This window comes from Micromonospora kangleipakensis, from assembly GCF_004217615.1.
Lineage (GTDB): Bacteria > Actinomycetota > Actinomycetes > Mycobacteriales > Micromonosporaceae > Micromonospora > Micromonospora kangleipakensis.
Genome location: NZ_SHLD01000001.1, coordinates 520465 through 540013 on the forward strand (window position 1 = coordinate 520465; position 19549 = coordinate 540013).

Annotated in this window: 18 protein-coding genes; 7 read left to right on the plus strand and 11 right to left on the minus strand. The window is 73.6% G+C overall.

Going from position 1 to position 19549, the window contains the following annotated elements; all coding sequences use genetic code 11:
- Positions 1–5: 5 nt before the first annotated feature.
- Positions 6–479, minus strand: a complete 474-nt coding sequence (locus EV384_RS02590; protein WP_130329774.1) for a hypothetical protein — start codon at positions 477–479, stop codon at positions 6–8.
- 110 nt (positions 480–589) lie between these two features.
- Here EV384_RS02590 and EV384_RS02595 point away from each other — a divergent pair, with 110 nt between their 5' ends.
- Positions 590–1873 (plus strand): MFS transporter, encoded by a 1284-nt coding sequence (locus EV384_RS02595; RefSeq protein WP_130329776.1) that lies wholly within the window; start codon positions 590–592, stop codon positions 1871–1873.
- An 83-nt stretch (positions 1874–1956) separates the two neighbouring features.
- On the opposite strand, the gene EV384_RS02600 is transcribed toward EV384_RS02595, so the two are convergent.
- Complete coding sequence (locus tag EV384_RS02600; RefSeq protein ID WP_130329778.1) at positions 1957–3696, minus strand: bifunctional metallophosphatase/5'-nucleotidase; 1740 nt, start codon at positions 3694–3696, stop codon at positions 1957–1959.
- A 285-nt stretch (positions 3697–3981) separates the two neighbouring features.
- On the opposite strand from EV384_RS02600, the gene EV384_RS02605 reads away from it, so the two are divergent.
- Positions 3982–4785, plus strand: coding sequence for an alpha/beta fold hydrolase (locus tag EV384_RS02605; RefSeq protein WP_130329780.1), 804 nt, complete (start codon positions 3982–3984; stop codon positions 4783–4785).
- Between the two features lie 171 nt (positions 4786–4956).
- On the opposite strand, the gene EV384_RS02610 is transcribed toward EV384_RS02605, so the two are convergent.
- Positions 4957–5736, minus strand: a complete 780-nt coding sequence (locus EV384_RS02610) for a phosphodiesterase (RefSeq protein WP_130329782.1) — start codon at positions 5734–5736, stop codon at positions 4957–4959.
- 231 nt (positions 5737–5967) lie between these two features.
- Between EV384_RS02610 and EV384_RS02615 the strand changes: the two genes are divergently transcribed.
- Complete coding sequence (locus tag EV384_RS02615; RefSeq protein ID WP_423202881.1) at positions 5968–7344, plus strand: sensor domain-containing diguanylate cyclase; 1377 nt, start codon at positions 5968–5970, stop codon at positions 7342–7344.
- 35 nt (positions 7345–7379) lie between these two features.
- On the opposite strand, the gene EV384_RS02620 is transcribed toward EV384_RS02615, so the two are convergent.
- Positions 7380–8441 (minus strand): aspartate-semialdehyde dehydrogenase, encoded by a 1062-nt coding sequence (locus EV384_RS02620; RefSeq protein ID WP_130329786.1) that lies wholly within the window; start codon positions 8439–8441, stop codon positions 7380–7382.
- 4 nt (positions 8442–8445) lie between these two features.
- Entirely contained in the window at positions 8446–9711 is a 1266-nt protein-coding gene (locus tag EV384_RS02625; protein WP_130329788.1) for an aspartate kinase, read from the minus strand.
- Positions 9712–9958: 247 nt separating this feature from the next.
- Here EV384_RS02625 and EV384_RS02630 point away from each other — a divergent pair, with 247 nt between their 5' ends.
- Together EV384_RS02630 and EV384_RS02635 are read left to right on the plus strand one after the other, a co-directional pair.
- Complete coding sequence (locus EV384_RS02630; RefSeq protein ID WP_242623909.1) at positions 9959–10741, plus strand: hypothetical protein; 783 nt, start codon at positions 9959–9961, stop codon at positions 10739–10741.
- Between the two features lie 84 nt (positions 10742–10825).
- Positions 10826–11356, plus strand: a complete 531-nt coding sequence (locus tag EV384_RS02635) for a nitroreductase family protein (protein WP_130329790.1) — start codon at positions 10826–10828, stop codon at positions 11354–11356.
- Positions 11357–11388: 32 nt separating this feature from the next.
- On the opposite strand, the gene EV384_RS02640 is transcribed toward EV384_RS02635, so the two are convergent.
- Positions 11389–12378, minus strand: coding sequence for an ArsR/SmtB family transcription factor (locus tag EV384_RS02640; protein ID WP_130329791.1), 990 nt, complete (start codon positions 12376–12378; stop codon positions 11389–11391).
- Between the two features lie 77 nt (positions 12379–12455).
- Between EV384_RS02640 and EV384_RS02645 the strand changes: the two genes are divergently transcribed.
- Positions 12456–13784, plus strand: coding sequence for an MFS transporter (locus EV384_RS02645; RefSeq protein WP_130329793.1), 1329 nt, complete (start codon positions 12456–12458; stop codon positions 13782–13784).
- Here EV384_RS02645 and EV384_RS02650 read toward each other — a convergent pair.
- Together EV384_RS02650 and EV384_RS02655 are read right to left on the minus strand one after the other, a co-directional pair.
- Positions 13721–14002: a hypothetical protein gene (locus EV384_RS02650; protein ID WP_130329795.1), complete on the minus strand. Its 282-nt coding sequence runs from the start codon at positions 14000–14002 to the stop codon at positions 13721–13723. The genes EV384_RS02645 and EV384_RS02650 overlap by 64 nt on opposite strands.
- 11 nt (positions 14003–14013) lie before the next feature.
- Positions 14014–15114 carry a toxin glutamine deamidase domain-containing protein gene (locus tag EV384_RS02655; protein ID WP_130329797.1) on the minus strand — a complete coding sequence of 367 codons (1101 nt, stop codon included), beginning with the start codon at positions 15112–15114 and terminating at the stop codon, positions 14014–14016.
- 398 nt (positions 15115–15512) lie between these two features.
- Here EV384_RS02655 and leuA point away from each other — a divergent pair, with 398 nt between their 5' ends.
- Entirely contained in the window at positions 15513–17264 is a 1752-nt protein-coding gene (leuA, locus tag EV384_RS02660; protein ID WP_130329799.1) for a 2-isopropylmalate synthase, read from the plus strand.
- Positions 17265–17363: 99 nt separating this feature from the next.
- On the opposite strand, the gene EV384_RS02665 is transcribed toward leuA, so the two are convergent.
- From EV384_RS02665 to EV384_RS02675, 3 genes are read right to left on the minus strand one after another with little or no spacing between them, the layout of a single operon-like run.
- A complete protein-coding gene (locus tag EV384_RS02665; RefSeq protein WP_130329801.1) occupies positions 17364–18005 on the minus strand; it encodes a hypothetical protein in 642 nt (213 codons plus the stop codon).
- Entirely contained in the window at positions 18002–18424 is a 423-nt protein-coding gene (locus EV384_RS02670; RefSeq protein WP_130329803.1) for a YbaB/EbfC family nucleoid-associated protein, read from the minus strand. Before EV384_RS02670 ends, EV384_RS02665 begins: the two co-directional genes overlap by 4 nt.
- An 18-nt stretch (positions 18425–18442) precedes the next feature.
- Positions 18443–19498: a hypothetical protein gene (locus EV384_RS02675; protein WP_130329805.1), complete on the minus strand. Its 1056-nt coding sequence runs from the start codon at positions 19496–19498 to the stop codon at positions 18443–18445.
- Positions 19499–19549 lie beyond the last annotated feature (51 nt).

A 19549-nucleotide genomic window follows, 5' to 3' on the forward strand; every position in this document is an offset into this window, starting at 1 on the left:
GCGGCTCAGTCGTGCAGCTCGGTGCGGGCGACCTCGGCGAACGCGGTGGTCAGGTAGCCCGACACCGGTCGGCCGCTGGCCGCCAGCAGATCGGCGACGAGCAGCGGGGCGTGCCGGGCGATCGCCGCCGGGTCCGGCGGCGTGTCGTCGTCGCCCGGGTCATAGACGCCGAGGGCGCTGGCCAGCAGCACCAGCAGCACGTGCGGGTCCACGTCGGGCCGCCACGCCGCCACGTCCCGGACGCAGCGTTCGAGGACCTGTCGTACGTCGTCGCCGTCCAGCCCGTCCGGGTGGGTCTCCTCCAGCAGCAGCCGGACCACCCCGCCGAGCACCAGGCCGGCCCGGTCGACGCCGGTGAGCCGGTCGACCGCCGGCTCGTACGCCCCGGCGTCCCGGGCCTGGGCGGCGGCGACCGCGTCGGAGGCGGCCACCGCGATCTCGCGGGCCGCGGCGGGCAGGTGTCGCCAGGTGCCGGTCACCGCCCCAGCATCCCAGACCGCGTGTGTTTGCTCACCCGGTGGCCCGCCGGTACGCGCGGCCGCCGGTAAACGGCTCGCGGGGCGTCGTACCCACCGCACAGAATCCAGGCATGCTGCGCCGCGCCCTGCCCGCCCGTCCGGAAGCCCGTCGGATCCTGCTCGGCACCCTGCTCTCGGCCGTCGGGCGCGGCCTGACCCTGCCGTTCCTCTTCATCTACCTCACCGACGTGCGCGGGCTGACCGACACCCGGGCCGGCCTGGTGATCGGCTGGTTCGGCGCGGTGACCCTGGCCCTGTCGCCGGTGGGCGGCACGCTGATCGACCGGTTCGGGGCTCGCCGGGTGGTGCTGCCCTGCCTGGCGGTGGAGGCCGTGGGCACCGGTTCGCTCGCCCTGGTCGACTCGACCGCGTCGGCGTTCGCGGTGGCCACGCTGATCGCGGTGGGCGGCTCGGCGCTCTGGTCCGGGCAGACCACCATCCTCGCCTCGCTGACCGACGACGGCGAGCGGCAGCGGGTCTTCGGCCTCCAGTTCGCCCTGCTCAACCTCGGCATCGGGGTGGGTGGCCTGATCTCCGGCGCGATCGTGGACACCGCCCGGCCGATCACCTTCCAGGCCATCTACCTGCTGGACGCGCTGACCTACCTGATGCCGGGCCTCATCCTGCTGACCCTGCCGCACGTCGGCCGCCGGCTCGCCGCCGCCCCGACCGCCGGGGACCGGCCGTCGACCGGGGGCTACCTGACTGTGCTGCGGGACCGGCCGTTCCGCCGCCTGGTCATCTTCGGCCTGGTCCTCACCACCTGCGGGTACGCGCAGATCGAGGTGGGCTTCACCGCGTACTCGGTCCGGGTGGTCGAGGTGACGCCGCGGGTGGTGGCCTGGGCCCTCGCCGGCAACACCGTGATGATCGTGCTCTCCCAGCTGCTGGTGATCCGCCGGATGGAGGGGCGCAGCCGGACCGGCGCGCTCGCCGCGGTCGGCGCGGTCTTCGCGACCGCCTGGCTGGTGCTCGGCGCCGCCGGCCTGATCGGTACGGGGAACGCGCTGGTCGCCGCGCTCGGCGTGGTGGCCTGCGCGGCGATCTTCGGCTTCGGCGAGACGATGCTGTCGCCGGTGATGCCCGCGCTGACCAACGCGCTCGCCACCGACGAGCTGCGCGGCCGGTACAACGCGATGAGTTCGATCATCTTCGGGGTGAGCGGGATCATCGGCCCGGTCACGGCCGGCCCGCTGATCGGCGCGGCCGACGGGAAGATCTGGGTGGTGGTCGTGGTGGGCGGCTGCCTGACCGCCTCGGCGCTGGCCCTGTCGCTGCGCCGGCTGCTGACCCCGGCCCAGGACGGCCGCCTCACCCCCGCCCCCGCCCGGGACCCGGAACCCGCCGCCCTCTGACGACGGGCCGGCGCGGACGCGGCGGGAATGCGAACGGGCCCCGGAGCGGATGCTCCGGGGCCCGTCGTCGCGAGAGCCTGCCGTCAGGCGACGGGAACCTCGGTGGTGGTCTGGATCCGGTTCAGCGTCGGCGCGGAGACCGGCGACTGCGCGGTCAGGTACGCGACGAAGGCGTCCAGGTCGATCATGCCGGTGACCAGGTTCGTGCCACCAGTGAGGACGCTGAACCCGTCGCCGCCGCCGGCGAGGAAGTTGTTCACCGTGACCCGGTAGGTCGCGGCGTCGGCGACCGGGGCACCGTTGATGGTGAGGCTGCCCCGGACCACCCGGCTGCCGCTGCACGGCACGCCGGCCGCCGCGGTGGTGCCGTTCGGGTCGACCACGTAGTGCACGGTCGACGAGGCGTACAGCACCCGGGCGACCGTGAACTGCTGCTCCAGCATGCAGTAGAGCTGCGCCCCGGTGAGGTCCAGCGTCACCAGGTTGTTGGCGAACGGCTGCACCGTGAACGCCTCGGCGTAGGTGACCGGGCCGGCGTCGAGGTCGGCGCGGACACCACCGGGGTTCATGAACGCGGCGACCGCGTTCTGCTCGTTGTCGGTGGCCGCGAGCTGGGCGTCGGCGATCAGGTTGCCCAGCGGCGACTCACCGGTCTGGTACGTCGGCTTGCCGTTGGCGTCGACGCCGGTCTGGTACAGGTTCTCCTGCGTCTTGGTGATCGCGCTGGTGGTCTCGCCGACCACCTTGTCCGCGACCGGGCCGAGCACGGTCTTGTACCGGTTGATCAGGTCGGTCGTCGCCGGGTCCTTGGGGACGTCCCGGGTGACGATGACGTTGTTCGCCGAGGCGGTGATCACGTCACCGGACCGACGGTCGATCTTCAGGTTGATGTCGGTGACCAGGCGACCGAACGAGCTGGCGCTGGTGACCAGCTTGCCGTTGATGTTGCAGTTGTACGCGGCGTGGGTGTGCCCGCTGACGATCACGTCGATCGACGGGTCCATCCGGTTGGCGATGTCGACGATCGGCCCGCTGAAGCCGGTGCAGTCGTTGATGCCACCGCCGTTCTGGACGCCGCCCTCGTGCAGCAGCACGACGATGGTCTCGACGCCCTGGGCGCGCAGGATGCGGGCGTACTTGTTGGCGGTCTCCGCCTCGTCGGCGAAGGTGAGGCCGGCGACGCCCTGCTGGCTGACGATCTGCGGGGTGCCCTCCAGGGTCATCCCGATGAAACCGACCTTGACGCCGTCGACCTTCTTGATGCCGTACGGCGGCAGCAGCGGCTGGCCGGTGGCGGTCTTGAAGGCGTTGGCGGAGAGGTACTGGAACTTGGCGCCCTCGAACGGGGTGCCGTCGGCGCAGCCGTCCACCGGGTGGCAGCCGCCGTCCTGCATCCGCAGCAGCTCGGTGGCGCCCTCGTCGAACTCGTGGTTGCCGACGCTGGTGAACTCGAGCCCGGCGAGGTTCATCTCCTCGATGGTGGGCTCGTCATGGAAGGCCGCGGAGAGCAGCGGGGAGGCGCCGATCAGGTCACCGGCGGCGACCGTGATGGTGCGCTCCTGCTCCTCCTCGGTCGTGCCGCGCAGCTTGGCGAGCTGGGTGGCCAGGTATTCCGCGCCACCGGCCGGCTGCCCGGCGATGGTGCCGCTGGAGCCGGTCGGCGGCTCCAGGTTGCCGTGGAAGTCGTTGATGGCGAGCAGCTTGACGTCGACCGGCTTGGGACCGGCCTCGGCCTGGTTGGGGTTGACGGCGACCGTGCCGAGCGCGGTCGCGGCGAGCGCGACCAGGCCGACGGCGGCCCGGCGCATCCCGGGGACGGACATGGAACTCCTCGTGAGAATCGGCGCGTGACGGTCCGGACGATGGTTCGCCCGGCGACCCTGATCCGTGCCGTGACAGGGGATCGATGGCGGGTGACGGCGGTCGGGGGATGCCGCCCCGCCGGGGCAAGCTTGCCATCCGACACGCGATCGGTCGACCGGGGCAGCACAACAGAACCGTGGATCCGACCGGCGACCTGTACCGGTCTGCCCGACGAGTCCGACATGACCGGCAGGTGAATTCCTTCAGGGCCGCCCGTTGTCGGGGGGCTCGGTTAGAAAGTAACCATGACTCCCGACGGGACGACCTGGACGGTGGGCTCGGCCAGATCCGCCGACGGCACCGCGATCGCCTACGAGACCGCCGGCGAGGGGCCGCCGGTCATCCTGATCGGCGGCGCCTTCAACGACCGGTCGACCACCCGGGCGCTGGCCGCCGCGCTGGCCGCCGACTTCACGACGTACGGCTACGACCGCCGGGGCCGGGGCGGCAGCGGCGACACCGCGCCGTACGTGGTGCAGCGCGAGATCGAGGACGTGGCGGCGTTGATCGAGGCGGCCGGCGGCCTGGCGTACGTCTACGGCCTCTCCTCCGGCGCGATCCTCGCCGCGTACGCGGCCGCCGAGGGGCTGCCGATCGCCGGGCTGGCCCTCTTCGAGCCGCCGTTCCAGGTCGGGCCCGAGGGCGGCCCGAAGGCGGAGCTGTCGGAGCGGCTCACCGAGCTGGTCGCCGCGGGCCGCCGGGGCGACGCGGTCGAGCTGTTCCTGACCGACGCGGTGGGGGTGCCCGCCGAGGCCGTCGCCGGGATGCGCGGGACGCCGGAGTGGTCCTGGATGGAGGGTCTGGCGCACACCCTCGCCTACGACACCACGGTGACCGGTGACGGCACACTGCCCGCCGCCCGGCTCGCGACGATCGCCACGCCCACCGTCGTCGTCGACAGCGCCGGCAGCCCGCGGTGGCTGCGCGACGCCGCCGCCGCGACGGCCGACACGATTCCCGGCGCGACCCACCGGAGTCTGCCCGGCGGTTTCCACGAGGTCCCGCCGGAGGAGCTCGCCCCCGCAATCCGCGCCGACCTGCTCGGCTGAGCGGTCACGGCTCCCGGTCGGGCTCTTCGTCGGGCGGCCCGGCCTGCTCGGGTGGCCCGGAGCGGTCGGGGGGCCACGCGGGCGGCGCCGGCTCCCAGGGACGGGGAACCGGCGCCGCGGCCCGGTGGGTCAGCAGTAGATGTAGCGACGTACCAGAGCCGGTCCAACGCCTCAGAACCAGCAGGTCTGCCCGGCGGCGTGGCTGACCTGCACGGTGTGCGTGACGCAGCCGCCGTCGGCCACCCGGTGCAGCAGGAACGCGGTCGGCTCGGCGACCAGACCGATCTCCTCGTCGTCGCTCATCGTCAGCGTGGCCTGCACCCAGGTGCTCGGTGCGGTGGTGAGCACCGTGCCGGCGAAGGCGGCGGTGACCGGGCGGTGCAGGTGACCGGCGGTGACCCGGACGACATGGGGGTGCCGGCCGATCACCTCGGCGAGCGCGTCGGAGTCGGCGAGCCGGATGGCGTCGGCGGCCGGGACGCCGACGGCGACCGGCGGATGGTGCAGGCACACGACGGCCGGCACCTCCGGCCGGCCGGCCAGCACCCCGTCGAGCCAGGCCAGCTGGTCGTCGCCGAGCCGCCCACCGCTGCTGCCGGGGGCGAGCGAGTCCAGCACCACGACGGTCCCCGCCGGGAGGTCGACGTGGTAGTACGCCGAGAAGCCGCCGCCCAGGTAGGGCGTGCCGCCGAAGGTGTCCAGCAGCGACTCCCGGTCGTCGTGGTTGCCGGTGGCGAGGTGGACCGGCAGCGGGAAGCGGCCGATGATCTCGCGGAGCGCGACGTACTCGTCGGTGCGGCCGTTGTTGACCAGGTCGCCCGTGATCACCACGCAGTCCGGGCGGGGTCGCAGCGCCAGCACCCGGCCGAGGGCGCGGTGCAGCCCGGCGGCCTGCTCGGCGGCGAGCGGGCCGGTGGTCACGTGCGGGTCGCTGAGCTGGGCGATGAGCATCGACGCCTCCTCGGGCCCGGGACCCTCACGCTATCGCCGACCACCCCGCCGCGCGGCCCCGCCGTACCCACAGGCCGCGTCCACAGCCTGTGGATAGCACATGTGTACGAAGGTCGCCGCGCCGCTCGGTGAGTACCCTTGATCGCGTCCCCCGGCGTCGGCCCGGGCCCTCCCACCAGGAACGACGTGGATCACGAGCGAGTCATCCGAGACGTCACGGTCCGCCTCCCGATGGCGTCGACCGCCCTGGAGGCGTGCCAGTGGACCGTCGCCGCGCTCGCCCGGCACACCCCGGCCACCATCTCGATCCTGCTCCAGGTCGGTGACCGGCTCCAGTGCGTCGCGGCCACCGGCGCCTGGCAGGTCTTCTCCACCGTGCCGCCGAAGACGGGCATCGTCGGCCGGGTCTACGCCTCCGGCCAGCCCGCCACCGTCGCGGACGTCACGACCGACCCCGACTACCTCCCGCTACGCCCCGACGTGACCGCCGAGCTCTGCGCGCCGGTGCTGGACCCGGCGGGGCGGCCGATCGGCGTGCTCGACCTGCAGTGGAGCGGCCCGGTGGAGCTGGGCCCGTGGCGGAGGACCGCGGAACGGCTCGCCGTCCGACTGGGTGCCCGGATCACGGCGCTCGGCGGACCGCCGGCCGAGAGCCGCAGCGAGAAGCTGCTCCGGCACGCCGCCGCGATGACCTCCGCCCCCACCGAATGGGACCTGATGACCGCCGCGATCAGCGCGGCCCGGGACGTCTCGGCCCTCTCCGCCGCCGTACTGGTCCTCTCCGGCCGGCGTGGCGCCCGGCTCGGCGCGCCGACCAGCGCCCCCGGCGAGCTCGAGGCGCGGATCCGCGCCGAGCTGACCGAGGCCGGCGCCGGCCCGCTCGGCCGGCTGATCGCCCGAGCCCACCGGCACGGCGCGGCGTACACGCTGGGCGAGGCCGGGCACCCGCCGACCGACGACTACCTGCCGCTCGCCCGCGCCGGCGCGCGCACCCTGGTGGCGGTGCCGGTCGGGCCGCCGGACGCCGGCGGGGTGCTGCTGGTCGCGGACGAGCGGCTGCTCCGGCCCGACCCGACCACGATCAACCTGATGGAGTTGCTGGCCGGGCAGGCGTGGACCTGCCTGGACCGGCTGCGCACCCTGGCCCAACTGCGCGAGCAGGCCAGCTCGGACCCGCTCACCGGGCTGCGGCACACCGGGCCGTTCGGAAAGCGGATCGCGACCGCCACCCCGGGGCGTACCGCCCTGCTGGCGATCGACGTGGACGGCTTCAAGGACGTCAACGACACGTACGGCCACCAGGCCGGCGACCGGCTGCTGGTCGGGCTGGCCCGGGCGCTGGAGGAGGCGCTGCGGCAGGGCGACGAGCTGTACCGGATCGGCGGCGACGAGTTCGTTGCGGTGATCGAGGTGAACCGCCCCGAGGAGGCGGTCCGGATCGCCGAGCGGCTCACCGAGGCGGCCCGTCGGACCGGCCGCACCATCAGCGTCGGTGTCGCCCTGCCCCAGGCCGGCGAATCCCCCGAGCTGACCCTCCGCCGCGCCGACCAGGCCCTCTACGCGGTCAAGCGCCACGGCCGCGACGGCGTCCGCCTCGCCGCCGCCTGACCCGGAGGCGGGTCGGGCGCCGGATCAAACCGGGATCAGGCCTGGGTGAATTCCTTGGCGAGGAGTTCGGCGATCTGGGCGGTGTTCAGGGCGGCGCCCTTGCGGAGGTTGTCGCCCGTGACGAAGAGGTCGAGGGCCCTCGGGTCGTCGACGGCGCGGCGGATGCGGCCGACCCAGGAGGGGTCGGTGCCGACGGCGTCGATCGGCATCGGGAACTCGCCCGCGGCCGGGTCGTCGACCAGGATCACGCCCGGCGCGTTGCGCAGCGCCTCGCGGGCGCCCTCGGCGTCCACCTCGGTGGCGAAGACCGCGTGCACAGCCACCGAGTGACCGGTCACCACCGGCACCCGGACGCAGGTGGCCGAGACCTTGAGGTCGGGCAGCCCGAGGATCTTGCGCGACTCGTTGCGCATCTTCATCTCCTCGGAGGACCAGCCGCCGTCCACCAGCGAGCCGGCCCAGGGCACCACGTTGAGCGCCAGCGGGGCCGGGAACGGCCCCAGCTCGTCGCCGACCGCCTGCCGCACGTCGCCGGGGCGCGAGCCGAGCACCCGGTCCCCGGCGATCTTGCTGAGCTGGGCGTGCAGCGCGTCCACGCCGGCCTGCCCCGCCCCGGAGACCGCCTGGTACGAGGCGAGCACCAGCTCGCGCAGGCCGTACTCCCGATGCAGCGGCGCGATCGCCACGATCATCGCCAGGGTGGTGCAGTTGGCGTTGGCGATGATGCCCTTGGGGCGGTTGCGGGCCTGCTCCGGGTTGATCTCCGGGACCACCAGGGGGACGTCCCGGTCCATCCGGAACGCGCCGGAGTTGTCCACCGCCACCGCGCCACGGCTCACCGCGACCGGCGCCCACTCGGCGGAGACCTCGTCGGGCACGTCGAACATGGCCACGTCGACGCCGTCGAACGCCTCCGGCGTGAGGGCCTGGACGGTCAGCTGCTCGCCCCGGCACGGCACCTGCCGCCCCGCCGAGCGCTCCGAGGCGAGCAGCCGGATCTCACCCCAGACGTTGCGCCGGGAGGAGAGCAGCTGGCACATCACCGTGCCGACGGCACCGGTCGCCCCGACCACGGCGAGGGTTGGCAGCGACGACATCCGGCTACCGCCCGGTGCCCGCGTAGACCACGGCCTCGGAGTCGCCGCCCAGCTCGAAGGCGTCGTGGATGGCCCGGACCGCCTTGTCGAGGTCGGTGTCCCGGCAGACCACGGAGACCCGGATCTCGGACGTGGAGATCATCTCGATGTTGACCCCGGCCGCGCCGAGCGCGGCGAAGAAGCCGGCCGCGACGCCGGGGTGGGACCGCATGCCCGCGCCGATCAGGGAGACCTTGCCGACGTGGTCGTCGTAGAGGAGGCCCTTGAACTTGACCACCTCCTGGATCTTGCTGAGCGCGGCCATCGCCGTCGGGCCGTCCGTCTTGGGCAGCGTGAACGAGATGTCCGTCCGGCCGGTGCCCTCGGTGGAGACGTTCTGCACGATCATGTCGATGTTGATCTCGGCACCGGCCACGGTGTCGAAGATCCGCGCGGCGGCGCCCGGCTCGTCGGGTACGCCGACGATGGTGATCTTCGCCTCGCTGCGGTCGTGGGCTACCCCGGTGATCAGTGCCTGTTCCACAGGAAGGTCCTCCATCGATCCGGTGACCATCGTGCCGGTGTTGGTCGAGTATGACGAACGGACGTGGATCGGCAACCCCGCGCGCCGGGCGTACTCGACGCTGCGCAGGTGCAGCACCTTGGCGCCGCAGGCGGCCAGCTCCAGCATCTCCTCGTAGGTGATGTGCTTGATGTGCCGGGCGTTCGGCACGATCCGCGGGTCGGCGCTGAAGATGCCGTCCACGTCCGTGTAGATCTCGCAGACGTCCGCCTCGAGCGCGGCGGCGAGCGCCACGGCGGTGGTGTCCGACCCGCCCCGGCCCAGCGTGGTGACGTCCTTGGTGTCCTGCGAGACGCCCTGGAAGCCGGCCACGATGACCACCGCGCCCTCGTCCAGCGCGCCCTTGAGGCGGCCCGGGGTGACGTCGATGATCCGCGCCCTGCCGTGCACCGAGGTGGTGATCACGCCGGCCTGCGAGCCGGTGAACGAGCGGGCCTCGTACCCCAGGTTGTGGATGGCCATGGCGAGCAGCGCCATGGAGATCCGCTCCCCGGCCGTGAGCAGCATGTCCAGCTCGCGACCCGGCGGCAGCGGGCTGACCTGGTTGGCCAGGTCGAGCAGCTCGTCGGTGGTGTCCCCCATCGCGGAGACCACCACCACCACGTCGTCGCCGGCCTTGCGGGCGGCCACGATGCGCTCGGCCACCCGCTTGATCCGCTCGGCATTGGCGACGGAGGACCCGCCGTACTTCTGCACCACGAGTGCCACGACGGTGCACTCCCTCCCAGCGACCCTGAGCGTGCCGACGCCGCCGGGTTCCGGTCCGGCGGCGCGTGTCAGACCTCATCAGCCTATCGGGCGGCACGAGCCGCCGGGTCGGGTGATCCCACCATCCGGCCCGGTGAGGGCCGGCTCACCAGGGCGGGACCCGCTGGCGGGAGGGCGGCGCGACACGCCGGGACGGCAGCCGTACGGCGGGCTCCCGACACCCGTCCCCGCACCGCAGAATGACCCGGTGCACGCTCACCTCCGCGCGGCCCGGCGACTGACCGGCGTCCTGGCGATCACCCTGCCGGCGCTCCTCGCCGCCTGCACCGCCGACCAGCCGACACCGGCCCCGCTCGCCACCGCCGACCCGGTGCCGGCCGGCGTGGACGCGGCGCGCGACGAACTGGCCGCGCTGGCGGCCGCCGCGCAGGACCGCCACCTCACCGCGCGGTACGCGTTCGGCACGACCGACGCCCCGGACCGGACGGTCGTGGTGACCAGCGCGAACGACGGGACCTGGCGGGTCGACGTGCCCGCGTGGGGGCTGGGCGGCACGGTGGACGTCTCGCTCGCCGCCACGGCGGACGGGCTCTTCCAGTGCGCCCTGCCGTCGGCGGGCCGTCCGGAGCCGGCCAGCTGCGTACGCCTCGGCGACCGCGACGACGCCGTGCCCCGGCGGCTCGATCCCCGGGTGCAGCACCCGTTCACCGACTGGCTGGAGGTGCTCACCGACCGGCGGGCCCCGCTGGCGGTCTCCCCCGCCGCCACGCCGACCGGGGCCACCGGCCAGTGCTACTCGGTCGAGTCGACCTCCGCCTCGCTGAACGCCCCGCTGGACGTGGGCATCTACTGCTACGGGACGGACGGCACGCCGACCGCGGTCCGGGCCGACTTCGGCACGCTCAAGCTGGCCGGCGAGCCCGGCCCGGCGCCGGCCACCGTGCAGCTCGCCGGGCCGGTGGTGGAGGGCGACGCGGTCGGTCGGGGCGCGCCCTCCCCGTCCGACAGCCCGAGCGCGGGAACGCCCTGACCCTGGGTCACGTTACGGGTGCTCTTCGCCACATTCGCCCGACCCGCATCCGAGGGCGAATCGCCCATAGGGGACTCTTGCCCCATGGCCGACCTCACCCCGCTGCTCGCCTTCCGCTGGAGCCCCCGGTCCTTCGACCCGGACGCCGAGCTGGCCGGCGACGAGGCGTCCTCGCTGCTGGAGGCCGCCCGCTGGGCCCCGTCGGCGGGCAACGCCCAGCCGTGGCGGTTCGCCCTCGGGCACCGGCTGGACGAGACCTGGAAGCGGATCCTGGTCAGCCTGGCCCCCGGCGACCAGCGCTGGGCCCGGCACGCCTCCGCCCTGGTGGTCGGCGCGCACACCGGCGGTGCCGCCGAACGGGCCGCGTACGACCTGGGCCAGGCGATCGCCCACCTGACCGTGCAGGCCACCGCGCTCGGCCTGCACGTGCACCAGCTCACCCGGTTCGACCGGGCCGGGCTCGCCGCCGAGCTGGACCTGGCACCGGACGTCCGGCCGCTGGTGGTGGCCGCGGTCGGGCGACTCGGCGACCCGTACGCCCTGCCCGAGGAGCTGCGCCGCCGGGAGACCGAACTGCGCCACCGCCACCCGCTCGCCACGCTGCTGCTCCGCTGACCGCCCCGCGCCCCACGCCCGCGGAGTCGGGGTCACTCCCCCCGGCTGGCCCGGAGCAGGACCGCGGCGGCCTCGGTGCCCCGGTAGAGGACGTGCCGGCCCTGCCGGGACCGGGAGACCAGGCCGGCGGCGTGCAGCGCGGCGAGGTGCTGGGAGACGTTCCCGCAGGACATCCCCGTCCGCCGGGCGAGGTCCGTGGTGGTCGCCGCCGCGTCGAGCAGGTTGAGCAGCGCCGCCCGCCCCGACCCGATCACCCGGGCCAGGGGGTCGCCCGCCGCCAGCGGGGGCGTCTCCCAGAGGGTGGCCACCGCCCGCACCGGGTACGTCCCGCCGGGCGGCGAGTCCTCCAGCAGGTTCCACAGCACCCGCCGGTCGGTGAAGATGCCCGGGTTGAGCGCCAGCCCCCGGCCGCCCAGGTCGAAGTCGAGCTGCCAGGGGTCGTCGCTCACCACCCGGTCGCCGACCCAACGCAGGCTGGCGTGCAGCTGACCGAAGAGCTGCCCGGCGCCGCCCTCGGCGAGCAGGGCGGCCCGGTGGGCGATGTCCGCCTCCAGCAGCGCCCGGATCCGGGGCCACTCCGGGGCGATCGCCTCGTCGTACCAGACCCGCAGGGCGGTGACCAGCTCCGGCAGCCGGCCGGCGGGGTCGTCGCGCAGCGCCTGCCCGAACGGGCTCAGCGGGCGCGCGGGGATGGTGGCGAGCAGGTCCCGGACCACCACGTCGGGCGGGGTGGCGGCGATCTGGTCGAGCTGCTCGGCCAGGTCGGCGTCGGGACGGGCCGCCGGCGGGGTGAGGAAATCGGGCAGCCAGCCGCGCGGCCGGGTCAGCTCGACCAGCGGACGCACCCGGACGGCCACGTCGGGGCGGCGGATGGTCACCCGGGCCTGGTCGAGCCAGGGCAGGTGCACGGCGTGCCGGACCGGGTCCGCCAGCGCCCACATGCTGGAGACCGTCTCCCAGACCGGCGAGACGGCGAACCGCACGCCCGCGACGTCGGACGCGCCGAACCGCAGCTGCGACATCCTCCACCCCCGACGAGAATTCGGTTCAGCCTAAAAGGCTCGACCGGCGCGTGGGGGGCACGGTTTGCTCATCGACCATGGGGACCAGGGACACCATCCGCACCGCCGTCCGGCACGTCGTACCGCCGGCCGGACTGACCCGCGCCCTGGCCGTGCAGGCCATGGTGTACGCGGTCGGCCACGGCCTCTTCATGGCCGGCAGCGCGGTCTTCTTCACCCGGGCGCTCGGCCTCAGCCCCACCCAGGTCGGGCTCGGGCTCTCGATCGCCGCCGGCGTCTCCCTGCTCGGGACGGTCCCGCTCGGCGCGCTGACCGACCGGTACGGCGCGCAGCGGGTGTGGCTGGTCGGCATGTTCGCCGAGGCGGTGCTCTTCGGGGCGTACCCCTTCGTGGGCGGCTTCGCCGGCTTCCTGGCCGTGGTGGTGGCGCTGGCCGTGGTGGACGCGACCACCGGGGTGGCCCGGCAGGTCTACTCGATCAACGTGCTCCGCCCGGAGGAGCGGGTGACCGCGCTGGCGTACCAGCGCTCGGCGTTGAACGTCGGATTCGGGCTCGGCGCGGTGATCAGCGGCGTGGTGCTGGCGGTGGACACGATGGCCGCGTACCGGGGAATGGTCTGGTTCAACGCCGTCATGCTGCTGGTCACCGCGGCCTTCGTGTACCGGCTGCCCCGGGTCCCGGTCGCCGCGGCGCCCGCGCGGCGGACCAGCCGGCTGGCGGTGTTCCGCGACCGGCCGTTCCTGGCCGTGTCGCTGCTGGCCGGGCTGCTCAGCTCGCACGGCACGCTCTACCTGGTGGTGCTGCCGCTCTGGGTGCTGAGCCACACCGACGCCCCGCGCACCCTGATCGCCGCTCTGGTGCTGCTCAACACGATCCTCGCGGTGCTGCTCCAGGTACGGGCCAGCCGGGGTGCCGACACGGTGGCCGGCGCGGGCCGGGCGCTGCGGACCGGGGGTCTGCTGATCGCGCTCTTCTGCCTGATCCTGCCGGTGTCGGCGCTGACCGGCGGGGTGACGACCATCGTGGTGCTGGTCGGCGCGGCGGTGGTGCTCACCTTCGCCGAGCTGGTCCAGTCGGCCGGCGCCTGGGGCATCACCACCACCCTGCCGCCCGCCACGCACCGGGGCGCGTACGTCGGCGCGTTCCGGCTCGGCGGGCAGTTCCAGAACCTGGCCGCGCCGGCTGGGCTGACCGCCCTGGGGGTGAGCACCGGCGGCTGGGGGTGGCTGCCGATGGCCGCGCTCTTCACCGCCACCGCCCTGGCGGCCCCGCCGATGGTCGCCTGGGCAGACCGTCGCCCGCGCCTCGGCGAAACCGCCTCGCCGGGCGAGCCGGGCGAGGTTCAGCGGCCCCGGGCCGCCCGGGCCATGTCCAGCGCGACGGGGAGCGGCACGCTGGACAAATAGAACGCCTCGCCGGTGGCCTTGTCGACGGCGACCGGGCCGATCCCCGGCGGCGGCGCGTCGTCCGGGGAGCCGGAGGCCATCGCCCGCCGGGTGGTCCACTGGAGCACCCAGCACCAGCCCTGGTCCTCCGCCCCGCCGGTGAGGACGGCGTCCGGGACGCCGGGCGGGAACGCGGCGAGCAGCCGGGTGGCGGTGTCGCGGGCCTGCGTCACGTCCATCGTGGTGATCCTCAATTCGTCCGCATGAACTGGAACCCGGAGTAGTTCTCCAGGTACGCGTAACCGCCGGTCTGGCCGTCGATGAAGTGGACCGTACCGTTGCGGTTCACCACGTTGAAGACGTGACCCGCGACCGGGTTGCCGTTGGCGTCGACCCGCATGCCGTGCACGATGCCGCGCGCGCCGTCCCCGGCGTTCTCCAGCTCGCTGGCGATGTCGTCGTACCCGCTGGCCGAGCGGAGCGGGTTGTTGCCGCCGAGCGCCTGGTTGACCCCGTGCGGCCAGTCGAACCGCGGATCGTTGATCAAGTTCCCGTTGGCGTCCTGGTAGAAGCGGCGGGGCACGGCGGAGCTGGCCTGGCCGGCGAGCGACCGGTCGGTGGCGGTGACGCAGCTCTGGCAGTTGATGCCGAAGGCCGGGTCCTTGCCGAAGTTCGGGTTCACCCCGTGCGACAGCTCGGGGAACTCCTTCCCGAAGTCGGCCGGTGAGGAGTTGCCGTAGTGCCGGGTCCGGGCCATCACGTCCTGCGCGGCCTTGGCGCCCTTCTTCGCCCCCTTGCGGGCGAGCTTGCCCTCCACCCGCTTGAGGAGCTTCTTAGCCTGGGCGAAGAGGCGCTTCAGCTCCCCCTCGACCTTGCGCACCGCCTGTTTGATCAGTTGGCGGCAGGCGACCCGGGCCGCCGCGATCAGGCCCGGGACCAGGGCGGTCGACGCGCCGAAGGTGGCCACCGCCGCCGCCAGCGCCTCGGCCACCGAGATCGCCAGCATGATCAGCTGGACCATGAAGGCGATCTTCAACGCCAGCGTGACGGCCGCAAAGATGATCAACGCGCAGCCGATGATCTCGGCGGCGGTGATGTCCTCCACGAACCGGCGCCGCGGCCCGTCCTCCCGTTCCCACCAGCGGCGGAACGCGTCGGCGGTCTCACCCAGGTTGTACGTCCCGACCGCGTCCGCGGCGCCCTCGGCGCCCTGCGCCACCCCGCGGAGCGTCCCGGCGAATGCGAGCCACTGCTGGCCGGCGGCGAAGAGCAGCTCCTCGTCGGCCTCCGGCCAGGTCAACCCGACCCAGCTGAGCGGCTCGGTCAGCCACTCCGGCAGTTCCAGCCCCATCTCAGCGGGCCGCCGCCGGGACGGGACCGGTGATCGTGACGCGGATCGGCACGCCGCACCTCCGACTGACGATGATCGTTTGCCCGGAACGGGCAGGAGCCTAGTGGCCCGGGCGCGGGCGCGGGGGGGGAGCGAGGTGACCGGGATCCGCGTCTCAAATGACGGACCGAGCTACCGCGGGCCGTCGTGATCACGTAGGGTCACCCTGTCATGTGGCAGGCGTACCTTCTTCTTGGCTGCCGCGACGAGGCCTGACGGCCGGCACCTCGTCGCGGAGTTGAACCGCGCCGTCCAGCACATCCGAACTTCACCTCGGCACCGCCCGGGCACCGTGGCCCGGCAGCACCGCCGACACCTTCCGATTGCTGACGCCACATGTTCCCAGGGAGCACTCCGCCATGGCTCAACCTGCCACCGACGCCGAGACCGATCCGATCGCCCGGCAGCGCCCCAGCCGGATGCCGTTCCAGCGCTACCTGCCGTACCACCAGCAGTTCCGGCTCGACCTGCCGGACCGCAGCTGGCCGGCCCGACGGGTCGAGGCCGCGCCGCGCTGGTGCGCGGTGGACCTCCGCGACGGCAACCAGGCGCTGATCGACCCGATGTCGCCGGAGCGCAAGCGCCGGATGTTCCAGCTGCTGGTGCAGATGGGCTACAAGGAGATCGAGGTCGGCTTCCCGTCGGCCAGCCAGACGGACTTCGACTTCGTCCGGCAGCTGATCGAGCAGGACCTGATCCCGGAGGACGTCACCATCCAGGTGCTCACCCAGTGCCGGGAGCACCTGATCGAGCGGACCTTCGAGTCGCTGCGCGGCGCGCGCCGGGCCATCGTGCACTTCTACAACTCGACCTCGACGCTCCAGCGTCGGGTGGTCTTCGGCCTGGACCGGGATGGCATCACCGACATCGCCACCCAGGGCGCCAGGCTCTGCCAGAAGTACGCCGAGATCCACACCCCGGACACCGACATCCACTACGAGTACTCCCCCGAGTCGTACACGGGCACCGAGCTGGAGTACGCGCTGGAGGTCTGCGCCAAGGTCATCGAGGTGGTCGATCCGACCCCGGACCGGAAGCTGATCATCAACCTGCCGGCCACGGTCGAGATGGCGATGCCGAACGTGTACGCCGACTCGATCGAGTGGATGCACCGGCACCTGCCCCGCCGGGACAGCCTGGTGTTGAGCCTGCACCCGCACAACGACCGGGGCACCGGCGTGGCCGCCGCCGAGCTGGGCCTGCTGGCCGGCGCGGACCGGATCGAGGGCTGCCTCTTCGGCAACGGCGAGCGGACCGGCAACGTCGACCTGGTGACCCTGGGCCTGAACCTCTTCTCCCAGGGCATCGACCCGATGATCGACTTCTCGAACATCGACGAGGTCAAGCGGGCCGTCGAGTACTGCAACCAGCTGCCGGTGCACGAGCGCCACCCGTACGCGGGCGACCTGGTCTACACCGCTTTCTCCGGCTCGCACCAGGACGCGATCAAGAAGGGCTTCGAGGCCCTGGCCAAGGATGCGGCGGCGGCCGGGGTGCCGGTCGACGGGTTCACCTGGGCGGTGCCGTACCTGCCGATCGACCCGAAGGACCTGGGCCGCACCTACGAGGCGGTCATCCGGGTCAACTCGCAGTCCGGCAAGGGCGGCGTCGCGTACATCATGAAGTCCGAGCACCAGCTCGACCTGCCGCGTCGCCTCCAGATCGAGTTCTCCGGCGTGGTGCAGCAGGTCACCGACCACGACGGCGGCGAGGTCGACCCGGCCACCATGTGGGAGATCTTCGCCCGCAACTACCTCCTCGACCACCAGGTCGACCCGGTGGTCAACCTGGCCGGCTACGCCATCGGCACCGCCGACGGCAAGGTCGAGATCGAGGCCGAGGTGGGCTTCGACGGCGGGCGCCGCTCGCTCGCCGCGGTCGGCAACGGCCCGATCGACGCGTACGTCAACGCGCTGCAGTCCCTCGGCGTGGCGGTGCGGGTGCTCGACTACCACGAGCACGCGCTCTCCTCGGGCGGGGACGCCCAGGCCGCCGCGTACGTGGAGTGCGAGGTGGACGGCCGGACCGTCTGGGGCGTCGGGACGGACGCCAACATCGTGACCGCCTCGGTGAAGGCGGTCACCAGCGCGGTCAACCGCGCGCGGAGCTGAGCCCACGGCGGCGTCCGGCACCCGCCGGGCGCCGCCCGGGCACCGTCCGGCCCGGCGGGAGTGGTGGCCGGCCCGCCGGTCACCCGTGCCGGCGGCCGGTCAGCCGTCGGTGCGGGGCACGCCCTGCCTGGTGAGCCGGTTCACGACGGCCCGTTCCTGCTCCGGCCCGGCGATCGGGGCCCGCACCACCACCGGCGAGCCGGTGTCCCGGACGAGCCGGTCGAGGTAGGACCGGAGCAGCGGGTCGGCGGGGCGCAGGGCCACCGCCGCCGGGTCGCTCACCTCCACCACGATCACGGACTGGCCGTACGGGTCCCGGCCGTATCGCCAGCCGGTGACGTCGGCCCAGGCCACCGCGGCGTCGTACGCCGGGTCGGCCGGTTCGCCGGCGCGCCGCTCGCCGAGGCTCGGCACCCGGTACCGGGCCCGGACGCCATCGGCGGAAAGCTCGGCCACCGGCAGCCCGACGCTGTCGTCGCGGCCGCTGCGGCGGCGATGTTCCAGGGTCGCCCCCGGCAGCAGGGCGAAGAACATCACGAAGAGGACGGTGCAGACGGCGCCCCCGAGGGCGGCGATCGGTGACCGGGACCAGAGCAGCACCACCACCAGCACCGCCAGCAGCGCCGCCAGGCCGAGGGCGACCGGCACCAGCCAGCCGAAGACCGCGTGCCCGGGCCGGCGGGGCGCACGGACCACCAGCAGCTCACCGGCACGGCCCGGCTCGGCGGTCAGCCCGATCATCCGGCCAGGTCCCGGCGGAGGGCGGCGAGGTTCTGCTCGATGTCGGCGGCCCGCTGGGAGAACTGCGCCATGGTCGACTTCAGCTCCGGACCGACGCCGAAGTCCCGCAGCAGCTGCTCCGGGTCGACCGGTGGACGCGCCGTCGCCTCCCGTACCGCCTCGGCCCAGTTTTCGGTCGCGGCGCGGATGGCGGCGAGGAGCGAGTCCCGCAGGGTGTGGCTGTCCAGCCGCATCGCGCGTGGGTTGATCTCCAGGTCCTGCACGGCGCCGCCCGCGCCGACCCGGGCGGTGATCAGACCGTCCTCGCTGGTCCCCTCGCCCACCGTCTCGGCGAGCACGGTCCGGTGCTGGTCGAACGTGTCGAGCCGCTGCCGCACCTGCCGCATGGCCTGCTGGATCTGGGCGTCGAATCCGCTCATCGCCGCTACCTTCCTCGTTCAGGCGGAGTGCCAGGCGATCGGGATCTGCCGGAGGTCCGGCGTGCCGTCGCCCTGCTCGTCGAAGGTCTGCACCGCGGCGAACTCCTTGACCACGCCGGAGAGCAGGGTGACCGCCGCCGTGGCGACCGTGATCACGGTGCCGGTGGCGGTCAGCCAGGAGGCGCTGGCGGCCGCGCCGAGCGCCTGGATGATCGGCTGGAGCACGAGGGCCTGCGGGCCGATCGAGGAGAGCGTCAGGTCGAGGATCACCACGAAGAACTCGGCGGTGAAGGCGATGAAGGCGAGCCAGAACGCGGTGAGCAGACCGGCCACGGCCAGCAGGGACGCGGAGAGCGCACCGAGCGCCTTCTGCACCTGACCCAGCTCCCGGGAGACCTCGGCGACGACGTCGCGGTACTCGACCACGCTGCCGTCCACCCAGCCGGCCGTCGCCCCGGTGGCGTACCCGTCGAACTTCTTGATGACCGAACCCTCCAGGGTGGCCGCCACCGCGCCCAGCTCCCGCGCCGCCTCGATGACGGAGAACCCGTTCGCGACCATCGCCGCCGCGGTGACGGGCGCGGGGAGGTAGTCCGGCGCCATCGCCGCGGTGGCCACCCCGAGGCCGACGAACATGCTCTGGGTGGCCACGGTGAGCACCTCGGCGGCGCCGTCGCCCAACCCGTCCAGCCCGCCGAGCGGGTCGGTGAAGAGGCGGGGGAACCCGGCGTCGCCGAGCCCGCCGAGGTAGCCGTCCGGGTCGTCGGCGGCGGGGGTCAGGAACATGTCGACGTTGGCCTGCTCGGCGGCGTGGTAGTTGGCCACCGTCCGGCGGAGCCCGGCGGCGACCGACTCGACGACCTGCACCGCCGTCTCCAGATTGCGCAGTTGGTAGTCGGCGACCGAGTTGTAGTAGCCCTCGGCGAACGACAGCAGCGCGCCCAGCCCGGGCGGGTCGAGCCGGTACGAGTCGGCCATTCGCCGCGCCGCGTCCGCCAGGTCCGGCACGACGAACTGATCCAGCCCGCGCGCGGCGTTGGTCAACTGGCCCGGATTGATCTCGATCTGGGTCAAGGGTCCCCCCGGTCGGTCGCGGCGAGCCCCGGCTACGCCCGGTGGCCGCCG

Coding starts and splice junctions, on each gene's coding strand:
- EV384_RS02655 (WP_130329797.1), bottom strand. CDS start 15,114: ATGGGGCTGGAACTGCCGGAGTGGCTGACCGAGCCGCTCAGCTGGGTC.
- EV384_RS02605 (WP_130329780.1), top strand. CDS start 3,982: ATGACTCCCGACGGGACGACCTGGACGGTGGGCTCGGCCAGATCCGCC.
- EV384_RS02615 (WP_423202881.1), top strand. CDS start 5,968: ATGGCGTCGACCGCCCTGGAGGCGTGCCAGTGGACCGTCGCCGCGCTC.
- EV384_RS02635 (WP_130329790.1), top strand. CDS start 10,826: ATGGCCGACCTCACCCCGCTGCTCGCCTTCCGCTGGAGCCCCCGGTCC.
- EV384_RS02640 (WP_130329791.1), bottom strand. CDS start 12,378: ATGTCGCAGCTGCGGTTCGGCGCGTCCGACGTCGCGGGCGTGCGGTTC.
- EV384_RS02650 (WP_130329795.1), bottom strand. CDS start 14,002: ATGGACGTGACGCAGGCCCGCGACACCGCCACCCGGCTGCTCGCCGCG.
- EV384_RS02670 (WP_130329803.1), bottom strand. CDS start 18,424: ATGAGCGGATTCGACGCCCAGATCCAGCAGGCCATGCGGCAGGTGCGG.
- EV384_RS02600 (WP_130329778.1), bottom strand. CDS start 3,696: ATGTCCGTCCCCGGGATGCGCCGGGCCGCCGTCGGCCTGGTCGCGCTC.
- EV384_RS02595 (WP_130329776.1), top strand. CDS start 590: ATGCTGCGCCGCGCCCTGCCCGCCCGTCCGGAAGCCCGTCGGATCCTG.
- EV384_RS02665 (WP_130329801.1), bottom strand. CDS start 18,005: ATGATCGGGCTGACCGCCGAGCCGGGCCGTGCCGGTGAGCTGCTGGTG.
- EV384_RS02645 (WP_130329793.1), top strand. CDS start 12,456: ATGGGGACCAGGGACACCATCCGCACCGCCGTCCGGCACGTCGTACCG.
- EV384_RS02620 (WP_130329786.1), bottom strand. CDS start 8,441: ATGTCGTCGCTGCCAACCCTCGCCGTGGTCGGGGCGACCGGTGCCGTC.
- leuA (WP_130329799.1), top strand. CDS start 15,513: ATGGCTCAACCTGCCACCGACGCCGAGACCGATCCGATCGCCCGGCAG.
- EV384_RS02610 (WP_130329782.1), bottom strand. CDS start 5,736: ATGCTCATCGCCCAGCTCAGCGACCCGCACGTGACCACCGGCCCGCTC.